The organism is Hydrogenophaga sp. GW456-12-10-14-TSB4, from assembly GCF_059424305.1.
Map to the genome: position 1 here is coordinate 12,272 of NZ_JBWKZH010000035.1, position 18,116 is coordinate 30,387.

The 18,116-nt window shown below is 69.7% G+C and carries 18 protein-coding genes; 8 read left to right on the forward strand and 10 right to left on the reverse strand.

From position 1 onward, the window contains the following. The first annotated feature begins 45 nt into the window (after nucleotides 1-45). The 4 genes from AC07ZS_RS17375 to AC07ZS_RS17390 are packed head-to-tail and all read left to right on the forward strand — an operon-like array spanning nucleotide 46 to nucleotide 4,128. A complete protein-coding gene (locus AC07ZS_RS17375; RefSeq protein ID WP_494799777.1) occupies nucleotides 46-963 on the forward strand; it encodes a S1C family serine protease in 918 nt (305 codons plus the stop codon). A gap of 26 nt (nucleotides 964-989) precedes the next feature. After that, nucleotides 990-1,991 (forward strand): AAA family ATPase, encoded by a 1,002-nt coding sequence (locus AC07ZS_RS17380; protein ID WP_494799778.1) that lies wholly within the window; start codon nucleotides 990-992, stop codon nucleotides 1,989-1,991. Nucleotides 1,992-1,993: 2 nt separating this feature from the next. After that, nucleotides 1,994-3,064, forward strand: coding sequence for a DUF58 domain-containing protein (locus tag AC07ZS_RS17385; protein WP_494799779.1), 1,071 nt, complete (start codon nucleotides 1,994-1,996; stop codon nucleotides 3,062-3,064). Beyond that, nucleotides 3,061-4,128 carry a VWA domain-containing protein gene (locus AC07ZS_RS17390; protein ID WP_494799780.1) on the forward strand — a complete coding sequence of 356 codons (1,068 nt, stop codon included), beginning with the start codon at nucleotides 3,061-3,063 and terminating at the stop codon, nucleotides 4,126-4,128. The genes AC07ZS_RS17385 and AC07ZS_RS17390 overlap by 4 nt, the downstream gene beginning before the upstream one ends. Nucleotides 4,129-4,138: 10 nt before the next feature. On the opposite strand, the gene AC07ZS_RS17395 is transcribed toward AC07ZS_RS17390, so the two are convergent. After that, nucleotides 4,139-4,540, reverse strand: coding sequence for a GFA family protein (locus AC07ZS_RS17395; RefSeq protein WP_494799781.1), 402 nt, complete (start codon nucleotides 4,538-4,540; stop codon nucleotides 4,139-4,141). Between the two features lie 77 nt (nucleotides 4,541-4,617). Between AC07ZS_RS17395 and AC07ZS_RS17400 the strand changes: the two genes are divergently transcribed. The 3 genes from AC07ZS_RS17400 to AC07ZS_RS17410 all read left to right on the forward strand — a co-directional run bounded on the left by AC07ZS_RS17400 (nucleotide 4,618) and on the right by AC07ZS_RS17410 (nucleotide 8,092). Beyond that, complete coding sequence (locus AC07ZS_RS17400) at nucleotides 4,618-5,826, forward strand: FAD-dependent monooxygenase (protein WP_494799782.1); 1,209 nt, start codon at nucleotides 4,618-4,620, stop codon at nucleotides 5,824-5,826. A 24-nt stretch (nucleotides 5,827-5,850) separates the two neighbouring features. Beyond that, nucleotides 5,851-6,840, forward strand: coding sequence for a Bug family tripartite tricarboxylate transporter substrate binding protein (locus AC07ZS_RS17405; RefSeq protein WP_494799783.1), 990 nt, complete (start codon nucleotides 5,851-5,853; stop codon nucleotides 6,838-6,840). 76 nt (nucleotides 6,841-6,916) lie between these two features. Then, nucleotides 6,917-8,092, forward strand: a complete 1,176-nt coding sequence (locus AC07ZS_RS17410; protein WP_494799784.1) for an acyltransferase family protein — start codon at nucleotides 6,917-6,919, stop codon at nucleotides 8,090-8,092. A gap of 11 nt (nucleotides 8,093-8,103) precedes the next feature. Here the strand turns inward: AC07ZS_RS17410 and AC07ZS_RS17415 are convergent, their stop codons facing one another. Continuing rightward, entirely contained in the window at nucleotides 8,104-8,769 is a 666-nt protein-coding gene (locus AC07ZS_RS17415) for a hypothetical protein (RefSeq protein WP_494799785.1), read from the reverse strand. Between the two features lie 64 nt (nucleotides 8,770-8,833). On the opposite strand from AC07ZS_RS17415, the gene AC07ZS_RS17420 reads away from it, so the two are divergent. Further along, complete coding sequence (locus tag AC07ZS_RS17420; protein WP_494799786.1) at nucleotides 8,834-9,490, forward strand: hypothetical protein; 657 nt, start codon at nucleotides 8,834-8,836, stop codon at nucleotides 9,488-9,490. Between the two features lie 61 nt (nucleotides 9,491-9,551). Here AC07ZS_RS17420 and AC07ZS_RS17425 read toward each other — a convergent pair whose 3' ends face one another. Genes AC07ZS_RS17425 through AC07ZS_RS17460 form a run of 8 tightly spaced genes read right to left on the reverse strand, consistent with a single transcriptional unit; the run spans nucleotide 9,552 to nucleotide 18,113 of the window. Beyond that, nucleotides 9,552-11,027 carry an AMP-binding protein gene (locus AC07ZS_RS17425; protein ID WP_494799787.1) on the reverse strand — a complete coding sequence of 492 codons (1,476 nt, stop codon included), beginning with the start codon at nucleotides 11,025-11,027 and terminating at the stop codon, nucleotides 9,552-9,554. A 4-nt stretch (nucleotides 11,028-11,031) separates the two neighbouring features. Continuing rightward, nucleotides 11,032-12,015, reverse strand: coding sequence for an NAD(P)H-dependent flavin oxidoreductase (locus AC07ZS_RS17430; RefSeq protein ID WP_494799788.1), 984 nt, complete (start codon nucleotides 12,013-12,015; stop codon nucleotides 11,032-11,034). Between the two features lie 6 nt (nucleotides 12,016-12,021). Further along, nucleotides 12,022-12,813 carry an enoyl-CoA hydratase-related protein gene (locus tag AC07ZS_RS17435; RefSeq protein ID WP_494799789.1) on the reverse strand — a complete coding sequence of 264 codons (792 nt, stop codon included), beginning with the start codon at nucleotides 12,811-12,813 and terminating at the stop codon, nucleotides 12,022-12,024. A 4-nt stretch (nucleotides 12,814-12,817) separates the two neighbouring features. Further along, the gene (locus AC07ZS_RS17440; protein WP_494799790.1) at nucleotides 12,818-13,639 is read right to left on the reverse strand and encodes an ABC transporter ATP-binding protein; all 822 of its coding nucleotides are present in this window, start codon (nucleotides 13,637-13,639) and stop codon (nucleotides 12,818-12,820) included. Further along, entirely contained in the window at nucleotides 13,636-14,868 is a 1,233-nt protein-coding gene (locus AC07ZS_RS17445) for an ABC transporter substrate-binding protein (RefSeq protein WP_494799791.1), read from the reverse strand. Before AC07ZS_RS17445 ends, AC07ZS_RS17440 begins: the two co-directional genes overlap by 4 nt. Before the next feature lie 41 nt (nucleotides 14,869-14,909). Then, nucleotides 14,910-16,139, reverse strand: a complete 1,230-nt coding sequence (locus tag AC07ZS_RS17450) for an ABC transporter substrate-binding protein (protein ID WP_494799792.1) — start codon at nucleotides 16,137-16,139, stop codon at nucleotides 14,910-14,912. Nucleotides 16,140-16,179: 40 nt separating this feature from the next. Then, entirely contained in the window at nucleotides 16,180-17,229 is a 1,050-nt protein-coding gene (locus AC07ZS_RS17455; protein WP_494799793.1) for a branched-chain amino acid ABC transporter permease, read from the reverse strand. After that, complete coding sequence (locus AC07ZS_RS17460; RefSeq protein ID WP_492435819.1) at nucleotides 17,229-18,113, reverse strand: branched-chain amino acid ABC transporter permease; 885 nt, start codon at nucleotides 18,111-18,113, stop codon at nucleotides 17,229-17,231. Before AC07ZS_RS17460 ends, AC07ZS_RS17455 begins: the two co-directional genes overlap by 1 nt. Nucleotides 18,114-18,116 lie beyond the last annotated feature (3 nt).

Consider the following 18,116-nt stretch of genomic DNA (forward strand, 5'->3'; position numbering starts at 1 on the left):
GCAACGCGGCATGATGTGTTTTCGTTCTGCCCTTCGGGAGTCGCCATGCGAAAGCCTGCCTTGTACAGCCCGTCCACCCGCCCCGGGGTGCCGAAGGCGGGCGCGCAAGGCGGCGAGTCGGCCGCCGAGGCACCGGCGGCACCCGCCCCCCGCCGCCGCTGGCGGGCCGCCGCCGCCCGCTGGGCCGCCAGCCCGCGCGTCATGTGGTCGGCCCTGGCGCTGCTCGCGGCCCTGCTCGCCGCCAGCGCCTGGCAGAGCGGTGCGAACGGGCCCAAGGCCCTGACGCAGAAAGACATCGACGCGGCCGTGCTGCGCACCCTCACCACCCAGAACCTGCCGTCCCGGGCCGCGCGCGCGGCGGAGAAGATCCGCCCCGCCGTGGTGCGCGTCATGTCCTACGCCAAGGACAAGAAGGGCGAGGAGCAGGAAATGGGGGTGGGCACCGGCGTGGTGATCGTCGACAAGGGCATCATCCTGACCAACCTCCACGTGGTGCAGCACGCGCAAAGCATCAAGCTGGTGTTCGCCGATGGCACGGAATCCGGCGCCAGCATCACCGGCGTGCAGGCCCAGAACGACCTGGCCGTGCTGCAGGCCCACACCATCCCCGACGACCTCATCGCCGCCACCATGCGCTCCACCGGCGACCTGCTGCCCGGTGACGAGGTAGTCGCCGTGGGCTTTCCCTTCGGCATCGGCCCGTCCACCTCCTCGGGCGTCATCTCCGGTTTCGACCGCGCCTTCAAGTCGCCCGAGGGCGAGCAGGAGATCGGCAACCTGATCCAGTTCGATGCCGCGGCCAACCCCGGCAACTCCGGCGGACCGCTGGTCACCATGGACGGCGAGGTCGTCGGCATCGTCACCGGCATCCTCAACCCCACCAGCCACCGCACCTTCCTTGGTATCGGTTTTGCAGTGCCGATCGAGAGCGCCGCCAGCGCCGCCGGTCTGCCCCCGTTCTAGTTCCCCTTTCTTCACAGGAGCGCTCCATGGACCAAAGCACCGCCCCCGACACCGCCCAGCTCATGGAGCAGATCCTGTACGAGGTCAAGCGCGTGGTGGTCGGGCAGGACCGGTTCCTGGAGCGCGTCATGGTCGCCATGCTGGCCCAGGGCCACCTGCTGGTCGAAGGCGTGCCCGGCCTGGCCAAGACCCTCACGGTCAAGACGCTGGCCAGCGTCGTGCAGGGGCGCTTCAAGCGCATCCAGTTCACACCCGACCTGGTGCCCGCCGACCTCGTGGGCACGCGCATCTACAACCAGAAGACCGGCGACTTCAGCACCTCGCTCGGGCCGGTGTTCGCCAACCTGCTGCTGGCCGACGAAATCAACCGCGCTCCCGCCAAGGTGCAGAGCGCGCTGCTGGAGGTGATGCAGGAACGCCAGGTCACCATCGCCGGCGAAACGCACAAGGTGCCCAACCCCTTCCTGGTGATGGCCACGCAGAACCCGATCGAGACCGAAGGCACCTACCCGCTGCCCGAGGCGCAGGTCGACCGCTTCATGATGAAGGTGATGGTGGACTACCCGACGGACGAAGAAGAGTTCGTCATCGTCGAGCGCGTCACCGGCCCGGCGGTCAACGTCAACGCCGTGGCCACCACCGACCAGCTGGCCGCGCTGCAGGCGCAGTGCCGGCAGGTGTACGTCGATCCCTCGCTGGTGCAGTACGCGGTCAAGCTGGTCTCGGCCACGCGCGCACCCGAGAAGCACGGCATCAAGGACATGGCGCACCTCATCACCTTCGGCGCCAGCCCGCGCGCCACCATCGGCCTGGTGGAAGGCGCGCGCGCCCTGGCCATGCTGCGCGGGCGCACCTATGCGCTGCCCGAAGATATGACCGACCTCGTGCCCGACGTGCTGCGCCACCGCGTGGTGCTGTCCTACGAAGGCCTGTCCGAAGGCCTCACCAGCGAGGCCCTGATCGGCCGCGTCATGAAACACATTCCCGCGCCCGCCCGGCCGCTGGAACACGAAAAGAAAGTGGCCTGACCATGTTCGCGCGGCTGTTCGGCAGGAAGGGCGGGGCACCGGCGAACGCCGCGGCCGCCGCCACGCCGGTCGCGCGCCGGGCCGAGGCGCTGCTGCGCCGGCTTGAGTGGACCGTGCTGCGCCGGCTCGACGGCCTGCTGCAGGGCGACTACCGCACCCTCATGCGCGGCAGCGGCCTCGATCTTGCCGACCTGCGCGAGTACCAGCACCACGACGACGTGCGCCACATCGACTGGAACGTGACGGCGCGCCTGCAGACGCCGCACGTGCGCGTGTTCACCGAAGACCGCGAGATGGCCGCCTGGTTCCTGCTCGACCTCAGCCCCTCGGTGGACTTCGGCTCGGGCGAGCAGCGCAAGAGCCAGGTGCTGCTCGACTTCACCGCCGTGCTCGCGCGCCTGATCGGCCGCCACGGCAACCGCGTGGGCGCCGTGCTCTACGGCTCGCGCGGCCAGCCCGTGGTGGATGCGGTGCTGCCCGCGCGCGGTGGCCGCACCCAGGTGCTGCGGCTCATGCAGATGGTGCTGCAGCCGCCCGTGCACGCCGCCGCGAAGAACGGCGTCACCCAGCTCGCCGACCTGCTCAGGGCCGCCGTGCACACCGTGCGCCAGCGCGGCACCGTGTTCGTGGTGTCCGACTTCATCAGCGAGCCCGGCTGGGAGAAGCCCCTGGGCGAGCTCGCGCGCCGGCACGACGTGGTGGCCGTGCGCCTGCTCGACCCGCTGGAGCTCGACCTGCCCGACCTCGGCCTGATCCCGATCCGCGACGCCGAGACAGGCGAACAGCTGATGGTGGACACCCACGACGCCGGCTTTCGCCAGCGCTTCGCGCGCATCGCCGCGCAGCGCGAGGCGCAACTGCGCGAGAGCCTGGGCCGCGCCGGTGTCGACACCCTGGAGCTGTCCACCGACGACGACCTGGCCGAGGCCGTGCTGCGCTTCATCGACCTGCGCAAGCGCCGCCTGCGCGAGACACGCAACGGGACCGGCGGGCGCCACGTGCCCACCCAGTTGCCCACCCGGGACCGCCGCAGCCTCGTCGGTGTCCCACGCGAAGGAGCCCGTCCATCATGAACCACTGGCCCGTCACCTTTCTCTGGCCGCAGTTGCTGTGGCTGCTGCTCGCGCTGCCGCTGCTGGTGCTGCTCTACGTGTGGCTGCTGCGCCGGCGCAAGCAGGCCGCGCTGCGCTACGCCAGCCTGTCCATCGTGCGCGAGGCCATGGGCAAGGGCCCGGGCTGGCGCCGCCACGTGCCGCCGGTGCTGCTGCTGATGGCCATCGCCGTCATGCTGCTGGCCTCGGCCCGTCCCATGGCCACCATCGTGTTGCCTTCGACCCAGCAGACCATCATCCTGGCGATGGACGTCTCGGGCAGCATGCGCGCCGAAGACGTCAAACCCAACCGCCTGGTGGCCTCGCAAAACGCGGCCAAGGCCTTTCTGGCCGAACTGCCGCGCCACGTGAAGGTCGGCATCGTGGCCTTCGCGGGCTCCGCGCAGGTGGTGCAGCCCGTCACGCTCAGCCGAGAAGACCTGGTCACCGCGATCGACAAGTTCCAGCTGCAGCGTGCCACCGCCATCGGCAGCGCCATCGTGGTCTCGCTCTCCGAGCTGTTTCCCGAACAGCGCATCAACCTCGGCGACATGACCTACAGCCGCAACACCGACCCGTTCGCGCCCAAGGGCCGCTCGCTCGACCAGCCCAAGCCCGACGAGAAGACCTTCACGCCGGTGGCGCCGGGCTCCTACACCTCGGCCGCCATCATCCTGCTCACCGATGGTCAGCGCACCACCGGGGTGGACACCGCCGAAGCCGCCAAGATGGCGGCAGAACGCGGCGTGCGCGTCTACACCGTCGGCGTGGGCACGGTGGATGGCGAGATCATCGGCTTCGAGGGCTGGTCCATGCGCGTGCGGCTCGACGAGGAAAGCCTCAAGGAAGTGGCGCGCACCACGCAGGCCGAGTACTACTACGCCGGCACCGCCGAGAACCTCAAGAAGGTCTACGAGACCCTGAGCTCGCGCCTGACGGTGGAGAAAAAGGAAACCGAAATCTCCGGCCTGCTGGCCCTGGCCGCGTCGCTGCTCGCGCTGCTGTCGGCCGGTCTCTCGGTGCTGTGGTTCAACCGCATTCTCTAGGCGCCGCGCGTCAGAGGTGCGCGAAAAACGCGGGCGCGGACTGCCAGCGGTCGTTCAGGCCGTCCACGTACGTGATCGGCACCTTCGACAGCTCTTCGTCTGTCACATCGGTCAGGCAACCGAGGTTGACGCCGATCATCTGGCCGATGGGGGTGTCGTTGCCAATGCCGAAGCTGCGCACGCCGCAGTGCCTGCAGAAGAGGTGGTGGTTCTTCGTCGTGTTGAACCGGTAGAGCGTGAGCTCGGACTCGCCCGTCAGCAGGCGGAAGTGCTCGGGCGTCGTCACGGCCGGCCAGAAGCGGTTGCGGCGGCAGATCGAACAGTTGCAGCGGTAGCTGCTCTGCGTGAGGTCCAGGTCGGCCTCGAAAGTGACCGCGCCGCAATGGCAGCTGCCGTGGTAGGTCTTGAGCATGACGACTCCTTCGGCGGGAATATAGCCCTGGCCCGCACGGGACGCCATGTTCCCGGGGGGACGGCACAATCGCCCGCATGAACCAACAAGTGATCGTGGCGGGCGGTGGCATTGGTGGACTGGCCTGCGCCCTGGCGCTGGCCCGCGCGGGCGTGCCTTCGGTGGTGCTGGAACAGGCCGAAGCCTTCGGGGAGGTGGGGGCCGGCCTGCAGCTCGGGCCCAACGCGGTGCGCGTGCTGACCGAGTGGGGCCTCATGGACGCCCTGCAGGCCTGCGCGGCCTTCCCGGAGGCGCTGCGCGTGCGCGACGCGCACCGGGCGAACCAGCTCGGTCACCTGCGCCTGGGCGCCCTGGCCCTGGCGCGCCACGGGCAGCACTACGCCACCCTGCACCGGGCCGACCTGCACGGTCTGCTGCTCAGCGCCGTGCAGCGGCGCCCCGAAGTCAAGCTGCGGCTGGGCGCCCGGCTGGCGAGCTGGACCGAGACCGGCGAAAGTGTGCAGGTCGCGCTGGAAGACGGCGAAACCTTGGCGGGCGACGCCCTCATCGGCAGCGACGGCCTGTGGAGCCGCGTGCGCGCCGGCCTGCTCGGCGAACAGCCGGTGCGGGCCACCGGCCATCTGGCCTACCGGGGCCTGGTGCGCTCGGTGGACCTGCCCGCGCCGCTGCGCGCCAACCTGATCACCGCCTGGCTCGGCCCGCGCCTGCACGTCGTGCACTACCCGGTGAAGCAGGGCGACTGGTTCAACCTGGTGGCCGTGGTGCACGGCAGCCTGCCGCCCGGCGGTAACCCCCAGGGCTGGACGCACGAGGCGCATGCCGGCGACCTGCGGCGCGCCCTCGGCTCGGCCTGCGGCGAACTGTTGGCCATGATCGCGGCCGTGCCCGACTGGACGCTCTGGCCGCTGAACGACCGGCCCGCCCTGCGTGGCCCGCAGGAACACGCGCGCGGCCGCGTGGCCCTGCTGGGCGATGCGGCCCACCCCATGCGGCCCTACTTCGCGCAAGGCGCCGCCATGGCCATCGAAGACGCCTGGACCCTGGGCCGCCTGGTGCAGGACCGCGAGGCCGGCAGCGACTGGGCGGCGCGGCTCTCGCGTTATGCCCGCACCCGCTGGCAACGCAACGCGCGCGTGCAGAAACTCTCGCAGCGCAACGGCACCGTCTTCCATGCCCAGGGGATGCTGCGCTGGGGGCGCGACACGGCCATGGGCCTGCTCGGCGAGCGATTGCTGGACAATACGTGGCTCTACGACGGACCGCCCGAGCCGCAGCCCGCACCCTGAATCCTTCCAGCAACCGAGGCAGACATGACTTTCCAGAACACCCCCATCACCCGCCGCCAGGCCCTGGCCACCGCCGCCGCCCTGGCCGCCACCACCGCGCTGCCGGCCGCGCACGCCCAGGCCTGGCCGAACCGGCCCCTGAAGATCGTCGTGGGTTTCCCCGGCGGCTCCTCGCCCGACCTCACCGCGCGCCTGCTGGCCGAGCCGCTGCAACAGGCCCTGGGCCAGCCGGTGGTGATCGAGAACCGGCCCGGTGCCGGCGGCAACATCGGCGCCGCCCAGGTCGCCCGCGCCACCGACGACCACACCATCGGCCTGATGATCAACGGCAACATGACGATCGCCAAGATCCTCAACCCGGACACCACCTACGACCCCCTCACCGAACTCGCCCCCGTCTCGCTCATCGCCGTGGCGCCCCTGGTGCTCAGCGTGCCCGCCAACGTGGCCGAGAGCGGTGCGGCCTACATCGCCGCCGCGCGCGCGGCCGGTGACAAGTGGAACTACGGCACGCCCGGCGTGGGCACCGTGGCCCACCTGGGCATGGAACTGCTCAAGAGCCGTGCCGGCATCGCGCCGGTGCACGTGCCGTACCCGGGCAACCCGCAGGTGATCACCGCCATGCTCGGCGGCCAGGTGCAGATGTCGCTGTTGCCCCCGGGCCTGGTCCTGCCGCAGGTGGCCGCCGGCAAGCTCAAGGCCATCGGCGTCACGTCCACCGGCCGCAGCAGCCTGGTGCCCGGTGTGCCCAGCCTGAGCGAGGCCGGCGTGCGCGACTTCCAGCTCGAAATCTGGAACGCCGTGGCCGCCCCCACCAGCATGCCCAAGGCGCACGTCAACCGCCTGGCGACCCTGCTCACCGAGATCGTGCGGCGCGAAGACATCCGCCAGAAGATCTTCGGCCAGGGCTGGCAGGTCGCCGGCACCGGCCCCGAAGGCCTGGCGCGCCGCATCAAGAGCGACACGGCCGCCATGGCCGAGGTCATCCAGCGCAACCAGATCCGTCCGGGCTGACCGGACACCCCCGCCGGCCGGCGGGGTCTCGCGGGTGGTGGCGCAAACGCCCGCGAACTGCTAATGTGGCGCTCTCATGAGTGAACACGCTCCGCCCGCGCCCGCTGGTGTCCGGCTCCACGCGCTGGACAACCTGCGTGCCATCCTCATGTGGCTGGGCATCGTGCTGCATGTGTCGGCGGTCTACGCCACGCACCCCATGCCCAACGTCTGGCTGGACGAGCAGCGCACGGTGGTGGCCGACGCCCTGATCACCGTGATCCACGTGTTCCGCATGCCCGCCTTCTTCATCATCGCGGGCTTTTTTGCGGCGCTGCTCGCGCAGTCGCGCGGTCCGGGCGGCCTGCTGCGGCACCGGCTCGCGCGCCTGGCCCTGCCGTTCGCGATCTTCTGGCCCATCCTGTGGCTGCTGACCAGCCTTTCGGTGCTGCTCTTCCTGAACCGCCTGGCCCTCAACCAATGGGGATTCGACCTGGCCGTGGCCGCGAACGTGCCCGACAAAGGCATCAGCACCATGCACATGTGGTTCCTGTGGCTGCTGCTGTGGTTCTGCGTGATCACCTCCGTGTTGATGCGCCTGCCCCGGCGCTGGTTCGCGCTCGCCGGTGCCGTGCTCGCGTGGGTGGCGCGCCGGCCCTGGGGCTTTGCCTTGCTTGCGCTGCCGCTGCTGGCCGCCACCGCCGCCTACCCTCGCGGCTTCATCGTCAATTCGGGTTCCTTCCTGCCGCCCTGGAACGAGTGGGTGCACTACGGCGTGTACTTCGCTTTCGGGCTGATGCTCCACGGGCAGCAGGCGGTCCTGTTCGAGCAATTTCAGCGCCGCTGGACCCTGTTCGCGGGGATGGGGCTGGCGTTCTTTCTCCTCTCGGTCATGGCGACGCAGCGCCACGGCCCCCTGCTGCTGGGCGCCTACAGCTTCCACTGCGCGGCCTGGCTCTGGAGCTTTGCCTCGATCGGCCTGGCCCTGCGCTTCCTGCAGTCGCGCCACAAGGTGCTGGGCTACCTCTCGGACAGCGCCTATTGGGTCTACCTGGTGCATTTCCCCTTCACCATCCTCTTCGGCGCCCTGCTGTACCAGCTGCCGCTGCCCGCCCTGATCAAGATGGCCATCAACATCACGGCCACCACCCTGGTCTGCCTGGGCAGCTACCGCCTGTTCGTGCGGCACACCTGGATCGGCGTGCTGCTCAACGGCCGGCGCCACCCGAGGCCCTCGCCCGATCTGTCCATCACCGCCGACGGCCGGGTCTGAGGGTAGCGGTTCTATCTGTCTTTGAGAGAGGGCTGAGGTACCACGTGCTTCAGCAGAAATTGCTGCTGCAGGCACCAGCTCTTCATCTTTGCGGGTGAGGAGGATTTGGGCTCTTCCCTCAGGCACGCCTTGTATTGCAGGTGCAGCGTGCCGTCGATGCCCGATAACGCTGTTTCGGCTTTCTGGATGCCTCTTTCGTCGAACCTGTCCCATGCGCGGGACAGTTGCTTGAGGACCTCCTTGACGGCTGTGCGGGTGTCGGGGGACATGTGCATGAAGCGCTCCTTGAGCGCCTGGGCGTGCGCCGTGTCCACTGGCGTGAACTTGGCCTGCGGGAGGTCCATCCTCGGGTGCCGTGTCCAATGCCCTTCTGCCAGCAATTCTTGCTGGAGTTCTTCCCAGACCATTGCCTGATCGCCAGGCGTTCTGTCGAGGTCACTGGCTTGCACGGTGGGGCGTTGCGTTTTCCTGCCCAGGAAAGTCTGTGGCGAGGCCTCCGGCATCGCGAGGCTCCTGGCGCCCGTCTGCACAGAGCCCACGGGGATTTCCGAGCGCATGTCCTCCTCGCTGTCGGAAAGAGGGTCAACGTCATTGAAAAAAGACGGGTTGAACGAGCGGCCTGAAATGGAGTTCATCGCGGCGTTTCTGGCACCTTGGGTGCGCGTGGTGTGAAACATGTCCTAGTGCGAGTGTGGGTGCATTGGTTCGGCTCGCGTGGGATTCAGTTCATGCCATGTTGGCATGGCAACACCACTGAATTTTTCCCACGCGGGTTGCACTGAAAAAAACCAGGCATCCGCCTGGGGACTATTTCTTTGTATGACACCCCTACCGTTTTCCAGCCTGGGCATCCAGAGCCAGGCGCGCTTTACCCTTGCTCCGAATTCAGAAAAATCCATCGTTGCCGAGCTGCGGCGTGCCTGGGCCAGTGGTGCCGAAGGCGCGATTGCTCAGGCCGAGGTCAAGCTTTCAGATCGCCATCCAGGCCTGTACGCCGAATACCGTGGCTTCATCGAAGCCAACCCGAAGGCCCACCTGAAACTCAAGGCAGACCTGTGGTGCCAGCAAGAGATCGAGGGCCCACTGGACGCTTCGACCATGTCCCTCCATGGCGAGCCCATGCTGGTGTTTCACCAGAGTCCCCGCTTGTTGAAGAAGCGGCGGCGTTCTCCCGATCTGCCTGTGATCGAGCGCGCTGCGAAGGAGTTTGAGTTCAAACGGCCCAAGCCGGTGAAGCGCGCCCAACCCGAAGGTTTGAAAGCGGTCGATGCGCTGGTCCGGCGGCAGGGCGATGCCTGGGTCTTCGTGTGGCTTCACCAGGCCATGGCCTTCGAACTCGAGCAACTCCGGCACGTCGCCCAGGTGGCGAGCCAGCGGTTCATGGACCGCTTCCGCTAGGCCTGGCGTGTCGCTCGGCGCGCTGGAGGGGCGCCGATGACCGGCAAGGTCTGCTCACGATTCACGCACTTCGCTGCAATGGCGCCGCTTGCAGGCGCACACGCTGCGGCCGCTTGTAGCGCGCCAGCCGCTGTTCCACGAACGCGATCAGCTCGGCCTCGGTGGCGGTCGCGCCGGCCCGAAGCGCGCAGGCCGCGTGCACGGCTTCGCCCCACTTCTCGTCGGGCTGGCCGAACACGTAGGCCTCGGCCACGGCGGGGTGTTCGAGCAGCACTTGCTCGACCTCGGCCGGGTAGACGTTTTCACCACCGCTCTTGATGAGCTGCTTGTGCGCCGCGCGGCCGGTGAACCACAGCCAGCCGTCTTCATCGAGGCGGCCCAGGTCGCCGGTGCGGTGCCAGGGGTCGGCGGGCTTGAAGGGGCGTTGTTGTGCCGCGTCCCAGTAGCCCAGGAACACGGTCGGGCCGCGCACGGCGATCTCGCCTTCCATGCCGGTGGCCACGGGCTGGCCGGCCGCGTCCTGGATGCGGATCTGCGACGGCGGCACGGCGCGGCCGGCGGCGCCCGGGCGCTCGCTCTGCAGTCCCAGGCACACCATGCTCGACACCTCGGCCTGTCCGTAGGCTGACCAGAAGCCGGCCCCGGGGCACAGCGCGGCCAGGCGCGCCTGCGTGGCCGGCGGCTCCAGGCCCATGCCGATGCGCAGGCTGGCGAGCGAGGCGCCGCTGGCCTGCGCCGCATCGAGCAGGGCGCCGAGCATGGGTGCGAAGGTGGCGCTCACCGTGACCTGGTGCTGTTCCACCGCCGCCGCGGCGGCGGCAGGGTCGAAGCGCGGCAGCAGCACGCAGGTGCCGCCCGCGGCCAGCAGCGCGAGCGAGAGACCGATGCCGGCGGCGTGGAACAGCGGCAGCACGCCGAGCCAGCGGTCGTCCGCGCCAAGCGACCACACCTCGCCGATCTGCCGGGCCGAGGCGGTGAGCTGCGACTGCGCCAGCACCGCGCCGCGCGCGTGGCCTTCCACGGCGGCGGTGAACAGCATGAGCACGCCGAGCGCCGGCGCGTCCTGCCGCGCCACCGGCGGCGCGGTGGTGGGGCCGGCACAGGCGAGCGAGGGCCAGTTCGCCGCGCCGAGCGCCACGACGGGCACTCCGGGCATGCCCTCGGGCCAGGCGGCCTGCGTGGCTTGCCACAAGGGCGCGCAGGCGGCGTCCACCACGGCCAGCACCGGCGCAGCGTCGCGCGACTGCTGGGCCATCTCGGCGGGCGAGAGCCGCAGGTTCAGCGGCACCAGCATCGCGCCCAGCCAGGCCACCGCGCCCAGCATCACCAGCACCTCGGCGCGGTTGCCCGCGACCAGCACCACCCGATCGCCTTGCCCCACCCCCAGGGCCGACAGCGCGGCCGCCTGCCGCTGCACGGCGTCGCAGAGCATGGTGTGGGATTGCGGCGCGCCGTCGTCGATCACGGCGGGGCGGTCCGCGTGGGCCACGGCGTTGTGCGCGAGCAGGTCGATCAGCGTGGGCAGGGCGGAGGTCATGGGGTCATCCTTGAAAACGGGTGGGGCCGGCGGGTGCGAAGCCCAGGCCGCGCTGGCGCGCGGCATCGTATTGTTCGGCCAGTTCGTCCACCAGCGCGGCGACGGCTTGCACGCGGTGCACACCGGCCACCGAGTGGCCGGCGCTGAAGAGCTCGGTCCAGCGCCGGGGGCGCTGCCGGGTGTCCCGCGTGCCGTAGAGCTCGGAGGCGTCGGCCTTCAAGGCCTGGGCGTCGAGCGCATCGGGGTCCAGGCCTGCCGCCACGAGGGAGGCGCGCAGCCAGTTGACGGGCAGCCCGGTGAACGCGCTGGACGGCACGATGTCGTCCCAATCGGCGTCCACCAGCATGCGCCGGTGGGCCTCGCTCGCCAGGCTCTCGGGCGTGGCGATGAAGCGCGTGCCCATGTAGCCGAGGTCCGCCCCCAGGGCCTGCGCGGCCCACAGCGCGTGGCCGTCGCTCAGGCCACCGGCGACCACCAGCGGGCCGTCGAACAGCGCGCGCAGCGAGCGCACGCCGGCGAAGGGGCTTACCCAGCCGGTCTGCCCGCCCGCGCCCGCGCACAACAGCACCAGGCCGTCCACGCCTGCGGCCAGCGCCTTCTCGGCGTGCGCCAGCGTGGCCACGTCGGCGAAGACGCGGCAGCCCGCGCCGTGCAGCGGCCCCACCAGCGCGGCCGGCGAGCCCACGCTGGTGATCACCAGTTCCACCTTCTCGCGGATCACGCAGGCCAGGTCGTCGGCCAGCGTGGCGCTGCGCACGATGAGGTTGACGGCGAAAGGCGCGGCCTGGGCCGTGTCGCCGATGGCCTGGCGGATCTCCGCGATCCACGTGGCCAGCTCACCGTGCCGGCGGCAGTTGGCGGCCGGGAAGGCGCCGATCACGCCCGCGCGGCAGGCGGCTGCCACCAGCGCCGGCCCGGACACGTGCAGCATCGGCGCCGCGATCAGCGGCAACCGCAGGCGCGTGCGCCACTCAGCGGGCAGGGCCATGGCGACTCAGCGGCCGGTGAACGCGGGCCGGCGCCTGGCCACGAAGGCCGAGGTGCCTTCGCGCGCATCGGCGGTGCGGGCACAGGCCTTGAGCAACTGCTGCTCCAGCGAGAGGTAGGCCTGCAGCGAGAGCGCGGGGCCTTCGAGCGAGAGCCGCTTCATGGCCGCGAGCGAAGCCGGCGCCGAGGCGCACAGGCGCTGCACCAGGGCCTGCGCGGCGGCCTCCAGCGCGGCGGCGGGGTGCACCTGGTCCACCGCCCCGGCGGCCAGGCATTGCGCGGCGTCGATGGGGTCGCTGAGCATCAGCCACTGCTGCGCGCGCACCGCACCCACACGGCGCGACAGGAAGTAGGAGGCCCCCACGTCGGGCGAGAGGCCGATCGCCGCGTACCCCGTGCGCAGCTTCATGCTGTCGCTGGCGAGCACGAAGTCGCCGCACAAGGCCAGGCCCACGCCCGCGCCGCCCACCGGGCCGCCGACCACCGTGACGATGGGGCAGGTGGCCTGCGCGAGCTTGAGGTAGCCCGGCAGCAGCTCGTCGAGGATCTCGTCCACGAGTTCGTCGAGCCGGTCGCCCGCCTTCACGAACTCGCGGATGTCGCCGCCCGCGCAGAAGATCGGCCCGCGCGCCTCGATCACGATCACGCGCGGTTGCCCCGCGAGCACCTCGTCGATGGCGCGCACCAGCGCGGGCGCGTTCGACGGCCCCAGCGCGTTGTTGTGTTCGGGCCGGTTGAGCACGATGTGCCCCACGCCCTGGCCGTCCACGTTCCATTCGATGCCATTCATGTCGGCCATGTGTTCATCCCAGCCAGCGCTTGCGCCGGCGATAGTGTTTGACTTCTCGATAGTTCCGACGCTCGCCGCTGGCCTGGTGGCCCAGGTAGAACTCCTGGATGTCCTCGTTGGCGCGCAGCTCGGCGGCCGTGCCTTCGAGCACCACGCGGCCGTTCTCCAGGATGTAGCCGTGGTCGGCCAGCTCCAGCGCGGCCTGGGCGTGCTGCTCCACGATCAGCAGCGACACGCCTTCGCCGCGCAGCTTGGCGAGCAGGTCGAAGATCTCTTTCACCATCAGCGGCGCCAGGCCCAGCGACGGCTCGTCGATCATCAGAAGCCGGGGCCTGGCCATCATGGCGCGGCCGATCAGCAGCAGCTGCTGTTCGCCGCCCGAGAGGTAGCCGGCGGTGCGCGTGCGCAGCTCGGCCAGGCGCGGGATCAGGCCGTAGACCCGCTCCAGGCCTTCCTTCACATCGGCCATGCGCGTGAGCCGGTGCCCGCCCACCACCAGGTTCTGCTCGGCGGTCATGTGGCGCAGCACCTTGCGGCCTTCGACCACGTGCACCACGCCGTCGGCCACCATCTGCTCGGCGCTGGCGCCGGTGATGTCCTGGCCCAGCATGCGCACGTTGCCCGAGGCCACCCGGCCTTCCTCCACGTCCAGCATGCCGGAGATGGTCTTGAGGGTGGTGCTCTTGCCGGCCCCGTTGGGGCCCAGCAGCACGGTGCAGCCCCCCGAGGCCACGGCCAGCGTGATGCCTTTGAGCGAAAGGATCACGTCGGCGTAGAGCACCTCGACGTTGTTGAGAGCGATCAGCGGTTCCGACACGGCGCTGCTCTCGCTCACCACTTCGCCAGCTTGGGCACCGGCACGCCCTTGGCCACCGTGGTCAGCTTGCCCCCCACCACCTGGCCGATGTTGACGCGCGGGTCCTTGATGGGGAAGGGGGCCTCCACCGAGAAGTCGATGTCGCCGCCGCCGGTGAAGCCGTAGAAGTCCTTGGCCGGGAAGTGGGTCTCGATCAGCGTGTTGTAGAGCATCTCGCCGGTGAGCTTGTCGCCGCCGTTCTTCTTCGCCGCCGCCTCCACCGCGCGCACCAGCACCAGGGTCTGGTTGATGCCGATGGTGGTGATCGAGTGCCAGGGCGCCTTCACGCCGTACTTGGCCACCAGCATGTCGTAGAACTTCTTGGCCTCGGTGTCTTCGTCGGTGGCGATCACGCCGGCGTGCACCTCGTAGTCGCCGTCCATGGCCGACAGGCTGCCCAGCAGCTTCTGCAGCATGGCGGGCGAGTTCTGCAGGCTGTAGACGATGGGCACGTTCTTGCCCAGGGTCTGCATGGCGCGCTTCACCGCCACCGCCTGCTGGATGTTGGAGGGCACCAGCACCACCTCGGCACCGGCGTTGAGCACGCGGCGCAGCTGCAGCGTCACGTCGGCCGGCTGCGGCTCCACGTACACCATCTCGACCAGGGTCACCACGTTGGGGTTGGCCTTGGCGTAGGCGATGATGCCCTTGCCCATGTCGGCGAAGGTGGGCGAGGCTTCGGTGGTGAACATCGCCACCTTGGCCGGACGGCCCGGGGTCTTGGTCTTCTGGAACCAGTCGATGAAGCCCGAGACTTCATGCACGAAGGTCGGCCGCGTGGCCAGCACCCACTGGTTGGGGCGCCAGCCGAAGCCGTTGGCCGCCGAGCCCAGGATCATGGGCACCTTGTCGGTGGGCAGGCGCTGCTGCAGGGCCGAGGTGTCGGGGCCGCCGAGCGACAGGCCGATCACCGGCTTGGTGGCCAGCACGCCGGGCCACAGGCTGGCGGTCTGCGCGGTGTCGTAGCGCGTGTCGTAGGTCTTGAGCTCGAGCTTCACGCCCAGCTTGGTGCCCACCTCCGCGTTCCACCAGTTCACCACCCCTTCGCGGCCCGGGCCCACCATGGGCATGATGGCCGCGAACGGCCCCGAGTAGTCGGACAGCGCGGGGATCTGGTACACGGTCTGCGCGCCGGCGGGTGCGATGGCCGAGGCGGTGATGCCCGCCAGCAGGGTGGCTTGCGCCGCCCAGTGTTTCAGTGCTTTCATGACGTCTCCTGGTTGGTATGAAGGTCTGCGGAAAAAGCGGCTCACCACTTGCCCAGCCTGGGCACGGGCACGCCCTTGGCCACGGTGGTCAGCTTGCCACCCACCACCTGGCCGATGTTGATGCGCGGGTCCCTGGTGGGGAAGGGTGCCTCCACCGAGAAGTCGAGGTCGCCGCCGGTGAGGCCGAAGAAGTCCTTCGCGGGGAAGGTGGTCTCGATCAGCGTGCTGTAGATCAGCTCGCCCGTGAGCTTGTCGGGGCCGTGTTTCTTCGCGGCCACCTCGATGGCGCGCACGGCCAGCAGCGTCTGCGTCATGCCCAGCGAGGTGATGGCGTGCCAGGGCACCTTCATGCCGTGCTTGGCCACCAGCAGGTCGTAGAAGCGCTTGGCTTCGGTGTCTTCCTCGCTGGTGATCACGCCGCCGTGCATCTCGTAGTCGCCTTCCATCGCGGCCATGCTGCCCACCAGCTTCTGCAGCATGCCGGGCGAGTTCTGCAGGCCGTGCACGATGGGCACGTTCTTGCCCAGGGCCTGCATGGCGCGCTTCACCGCCACGGCCTGCTGGATGTTGGTCGGCACCAGGATCACTTCGGCGCCGGCGTTGAGCACGCGGCGCAGCTGCAGCGTCACGTCGGTGGGCTGCACGTCCACGAACACCATCTCCACCAGGTTCACCACGTTGGGGCTGGCCTTGGCGTAGGCCGACACGCCCTTGGCCATGTCGGCGAAGCTGGGCGAGGCCTCGGTGGTGAACATCGCCACCTTCACCGGGCGGCCAGGCGTCTTGGTCTTCTGGTACCACTCGATGAAGCCGGCGATCTCGTGCACGAAGGTGGGCCGGGGCGTGAGCACCCACTGGTTGGGCCGCCAGCCCGAGCCGTTGGCCGCCGAGCCCGAGATCATCACCACCTTGTCGGTGGGCAGGCGCTGCTGCAGCGCGGCGGTGTCGGGCCCGCCGGCCGACAAACCCACCAGCGGCTTGGTGGCCAGCACGCCGGGCCACAGGCTGGCGGTCTGCGCCGCGTCGTAGCGCGTGTCGTAGCTCTTCACCTCGATCTTCACGCCCATCTTCGCGCCCACCTCGGCGTTCCACCAGGTCGCCACCGCCTCGCGGCCGCCGGCCATCATCGGCATGATCGACGAGAACGGCCCCGAGAAATCGGACATCGCGGGCACCTGGTACACGGTCTGCGCCGTGGCCGGCAGGGCCGCCGACAGGCACAGCCCGGCCACGGTGGCGGTGCGGGCCGCCCAGCTCTTCAGTGTTTGCATGTTGTCTCCTGTTGTCGTGATGGGTGCCGCCCTCTGGCGGTCAGTACGGGAACGGCCAGAGTCGGTACGCCTGCTTGGTGATCTGCACGCGGTGCATCACGCCCTTGGGCTCGAAGAGCAGGAAAAGAATGATCACGGTGCCCAGCAGCACGTTCATGGCGGCGAAGACGAAGTCCTGCCCCACGGCGGGCACCCACTGGATGACGCTCGGGCCCAGGCTGGTCACGCCCTCGCGCGCCAGCTGGATCAGCACGGTGCCGATCAGCGCGCCGACGATGGAGCCCAGGCCGCCGACGATCATCATGGCGATCATCCAGATGGCGTTGAACAGCGTGAACTGCTCCACCGACACGTGCCGCAGCGCCACCACCCACAGGCCGCCGGCCACGCCGGCGTAGAAGGCGCTCACCAGGAAGGCGCGCGCCTTGGTGGCGGCCACGGGGATGCCCATCATCCCGGCGGCCACGTCGTCGTCGCGCACCGCCTCGAAGCTGCGGCCGTGGCGCGAGCGCACGATGCCGAAGGCCCCGATGGTCATGACCACCAGCACGATGAACGAGAAACCGTAGATCGCGCGGTCGTTGTTCAGCGAGATGCCCAGGGCCGTGGCCGACTCCACGTGCAGGCCGCCCGCGCCGCCCAGCCAGGCCTGCGGCAGGTTCAGCACCAGGAAGTGGAACAGCGCCTGCGCCGCAATGGTGGTGAGCGCGAGGTAGAAGCCCTTGATGCGCGCCGCCGTCAGGCCGAACATCACGCCGAAGAGGGCCGCGCCCGCGCCGCCGATGAGCAGCGCCGCGAGCGCGTCCCACCCGGCCGACATGGCCAGCGCCGCGCCGTAGGCGCCCACGCCCATGAAGGCCGACTGCCCCAGGTTGATCTGGCCCGCGTAGCCGGTGCAGATCTGCAGGCCGATCACGGCCACGGCGGTGATGAAGGTGGTGTAGCCGATGCTGACCCAGCGGTCCGAGGCCCACCAGGGCAGCGTGGCCAGCACCAGCAGCAGGGCCGCCAGGCAGACCCACTGCGCGCGCGTGCGGATCAGGGAGCGGTCGCCCGCGTGGCTGGTAAAGAAAATGCCGGACGGGTCCATCACACACGCTCCACATGGCGCCAGCCGAACAGGCCGGTGGGGCGCACCAGCAGGATCAGCAGCATGAAAACAAAGGGCACGATGGACGAGGCCGAGCCGCCGATCGCAGGGTCCACATACGCCGCCACCAGGGCCTGCACGATGCCGACGATGGCACCGGCCAGGATCAGCCCGCCGATGGATTCCAGGCCGGCGAGCAGCGCCACCGGCAGGGCGGCCAGGGCCACGTCGGCCGTGCCCACCGTGAGCGAGCGGCCGCTGAGCAGCACGATGGCGCCGGCCGTGGCGATCACCGAGCCCATCATCCAGGCCAGGGTGACGGCGCGCTTGACCGAGATGCCGAGCGAGATGGCCGTGGTCGGCTCTTCCGCCACCGCGGTCAGCGTGAGGCCGGCGCGGGTGCGGTTGAAGAACCACGACATGCCCACCGTCACCACCAGTGTGAGGATGGCGCCGATCACCAGCGAAGACGGGAAGATCATGTCGCCGACGATGAAGGGCGTGGGCGGCAGCAGCACCGGGAACTGGCGGTCCGCCGCGCCCCACACCACCAGCACGATGCCGCGGATCAGGATCACCAGGCCGATGGTCACCATCACCATGGAGAACACCGACTCGCCCACCAGCCGCTCGAAGAACAGCCGCTCGATCAGCCAGCCGTAGACCAGCGCGCAGACGAAGGCCAGCGGGATCGCCAGCCAGGGCGGGAGGTTGGCGCCCAGCGTGAGCGTCCACACCGCGTAGGCGCCGAGCATCATCAGCTCGCCCTGCGCGAAGTTGAACACCTTGCTGGCGCGGTAGATCACCATGAAGCCCAGCGCCAGCAGGGCGTAGATCTGGCCTTGCAGGAAGCCGTTGAAGAGGTAGTTGAAGAAGTCGGTCATGGG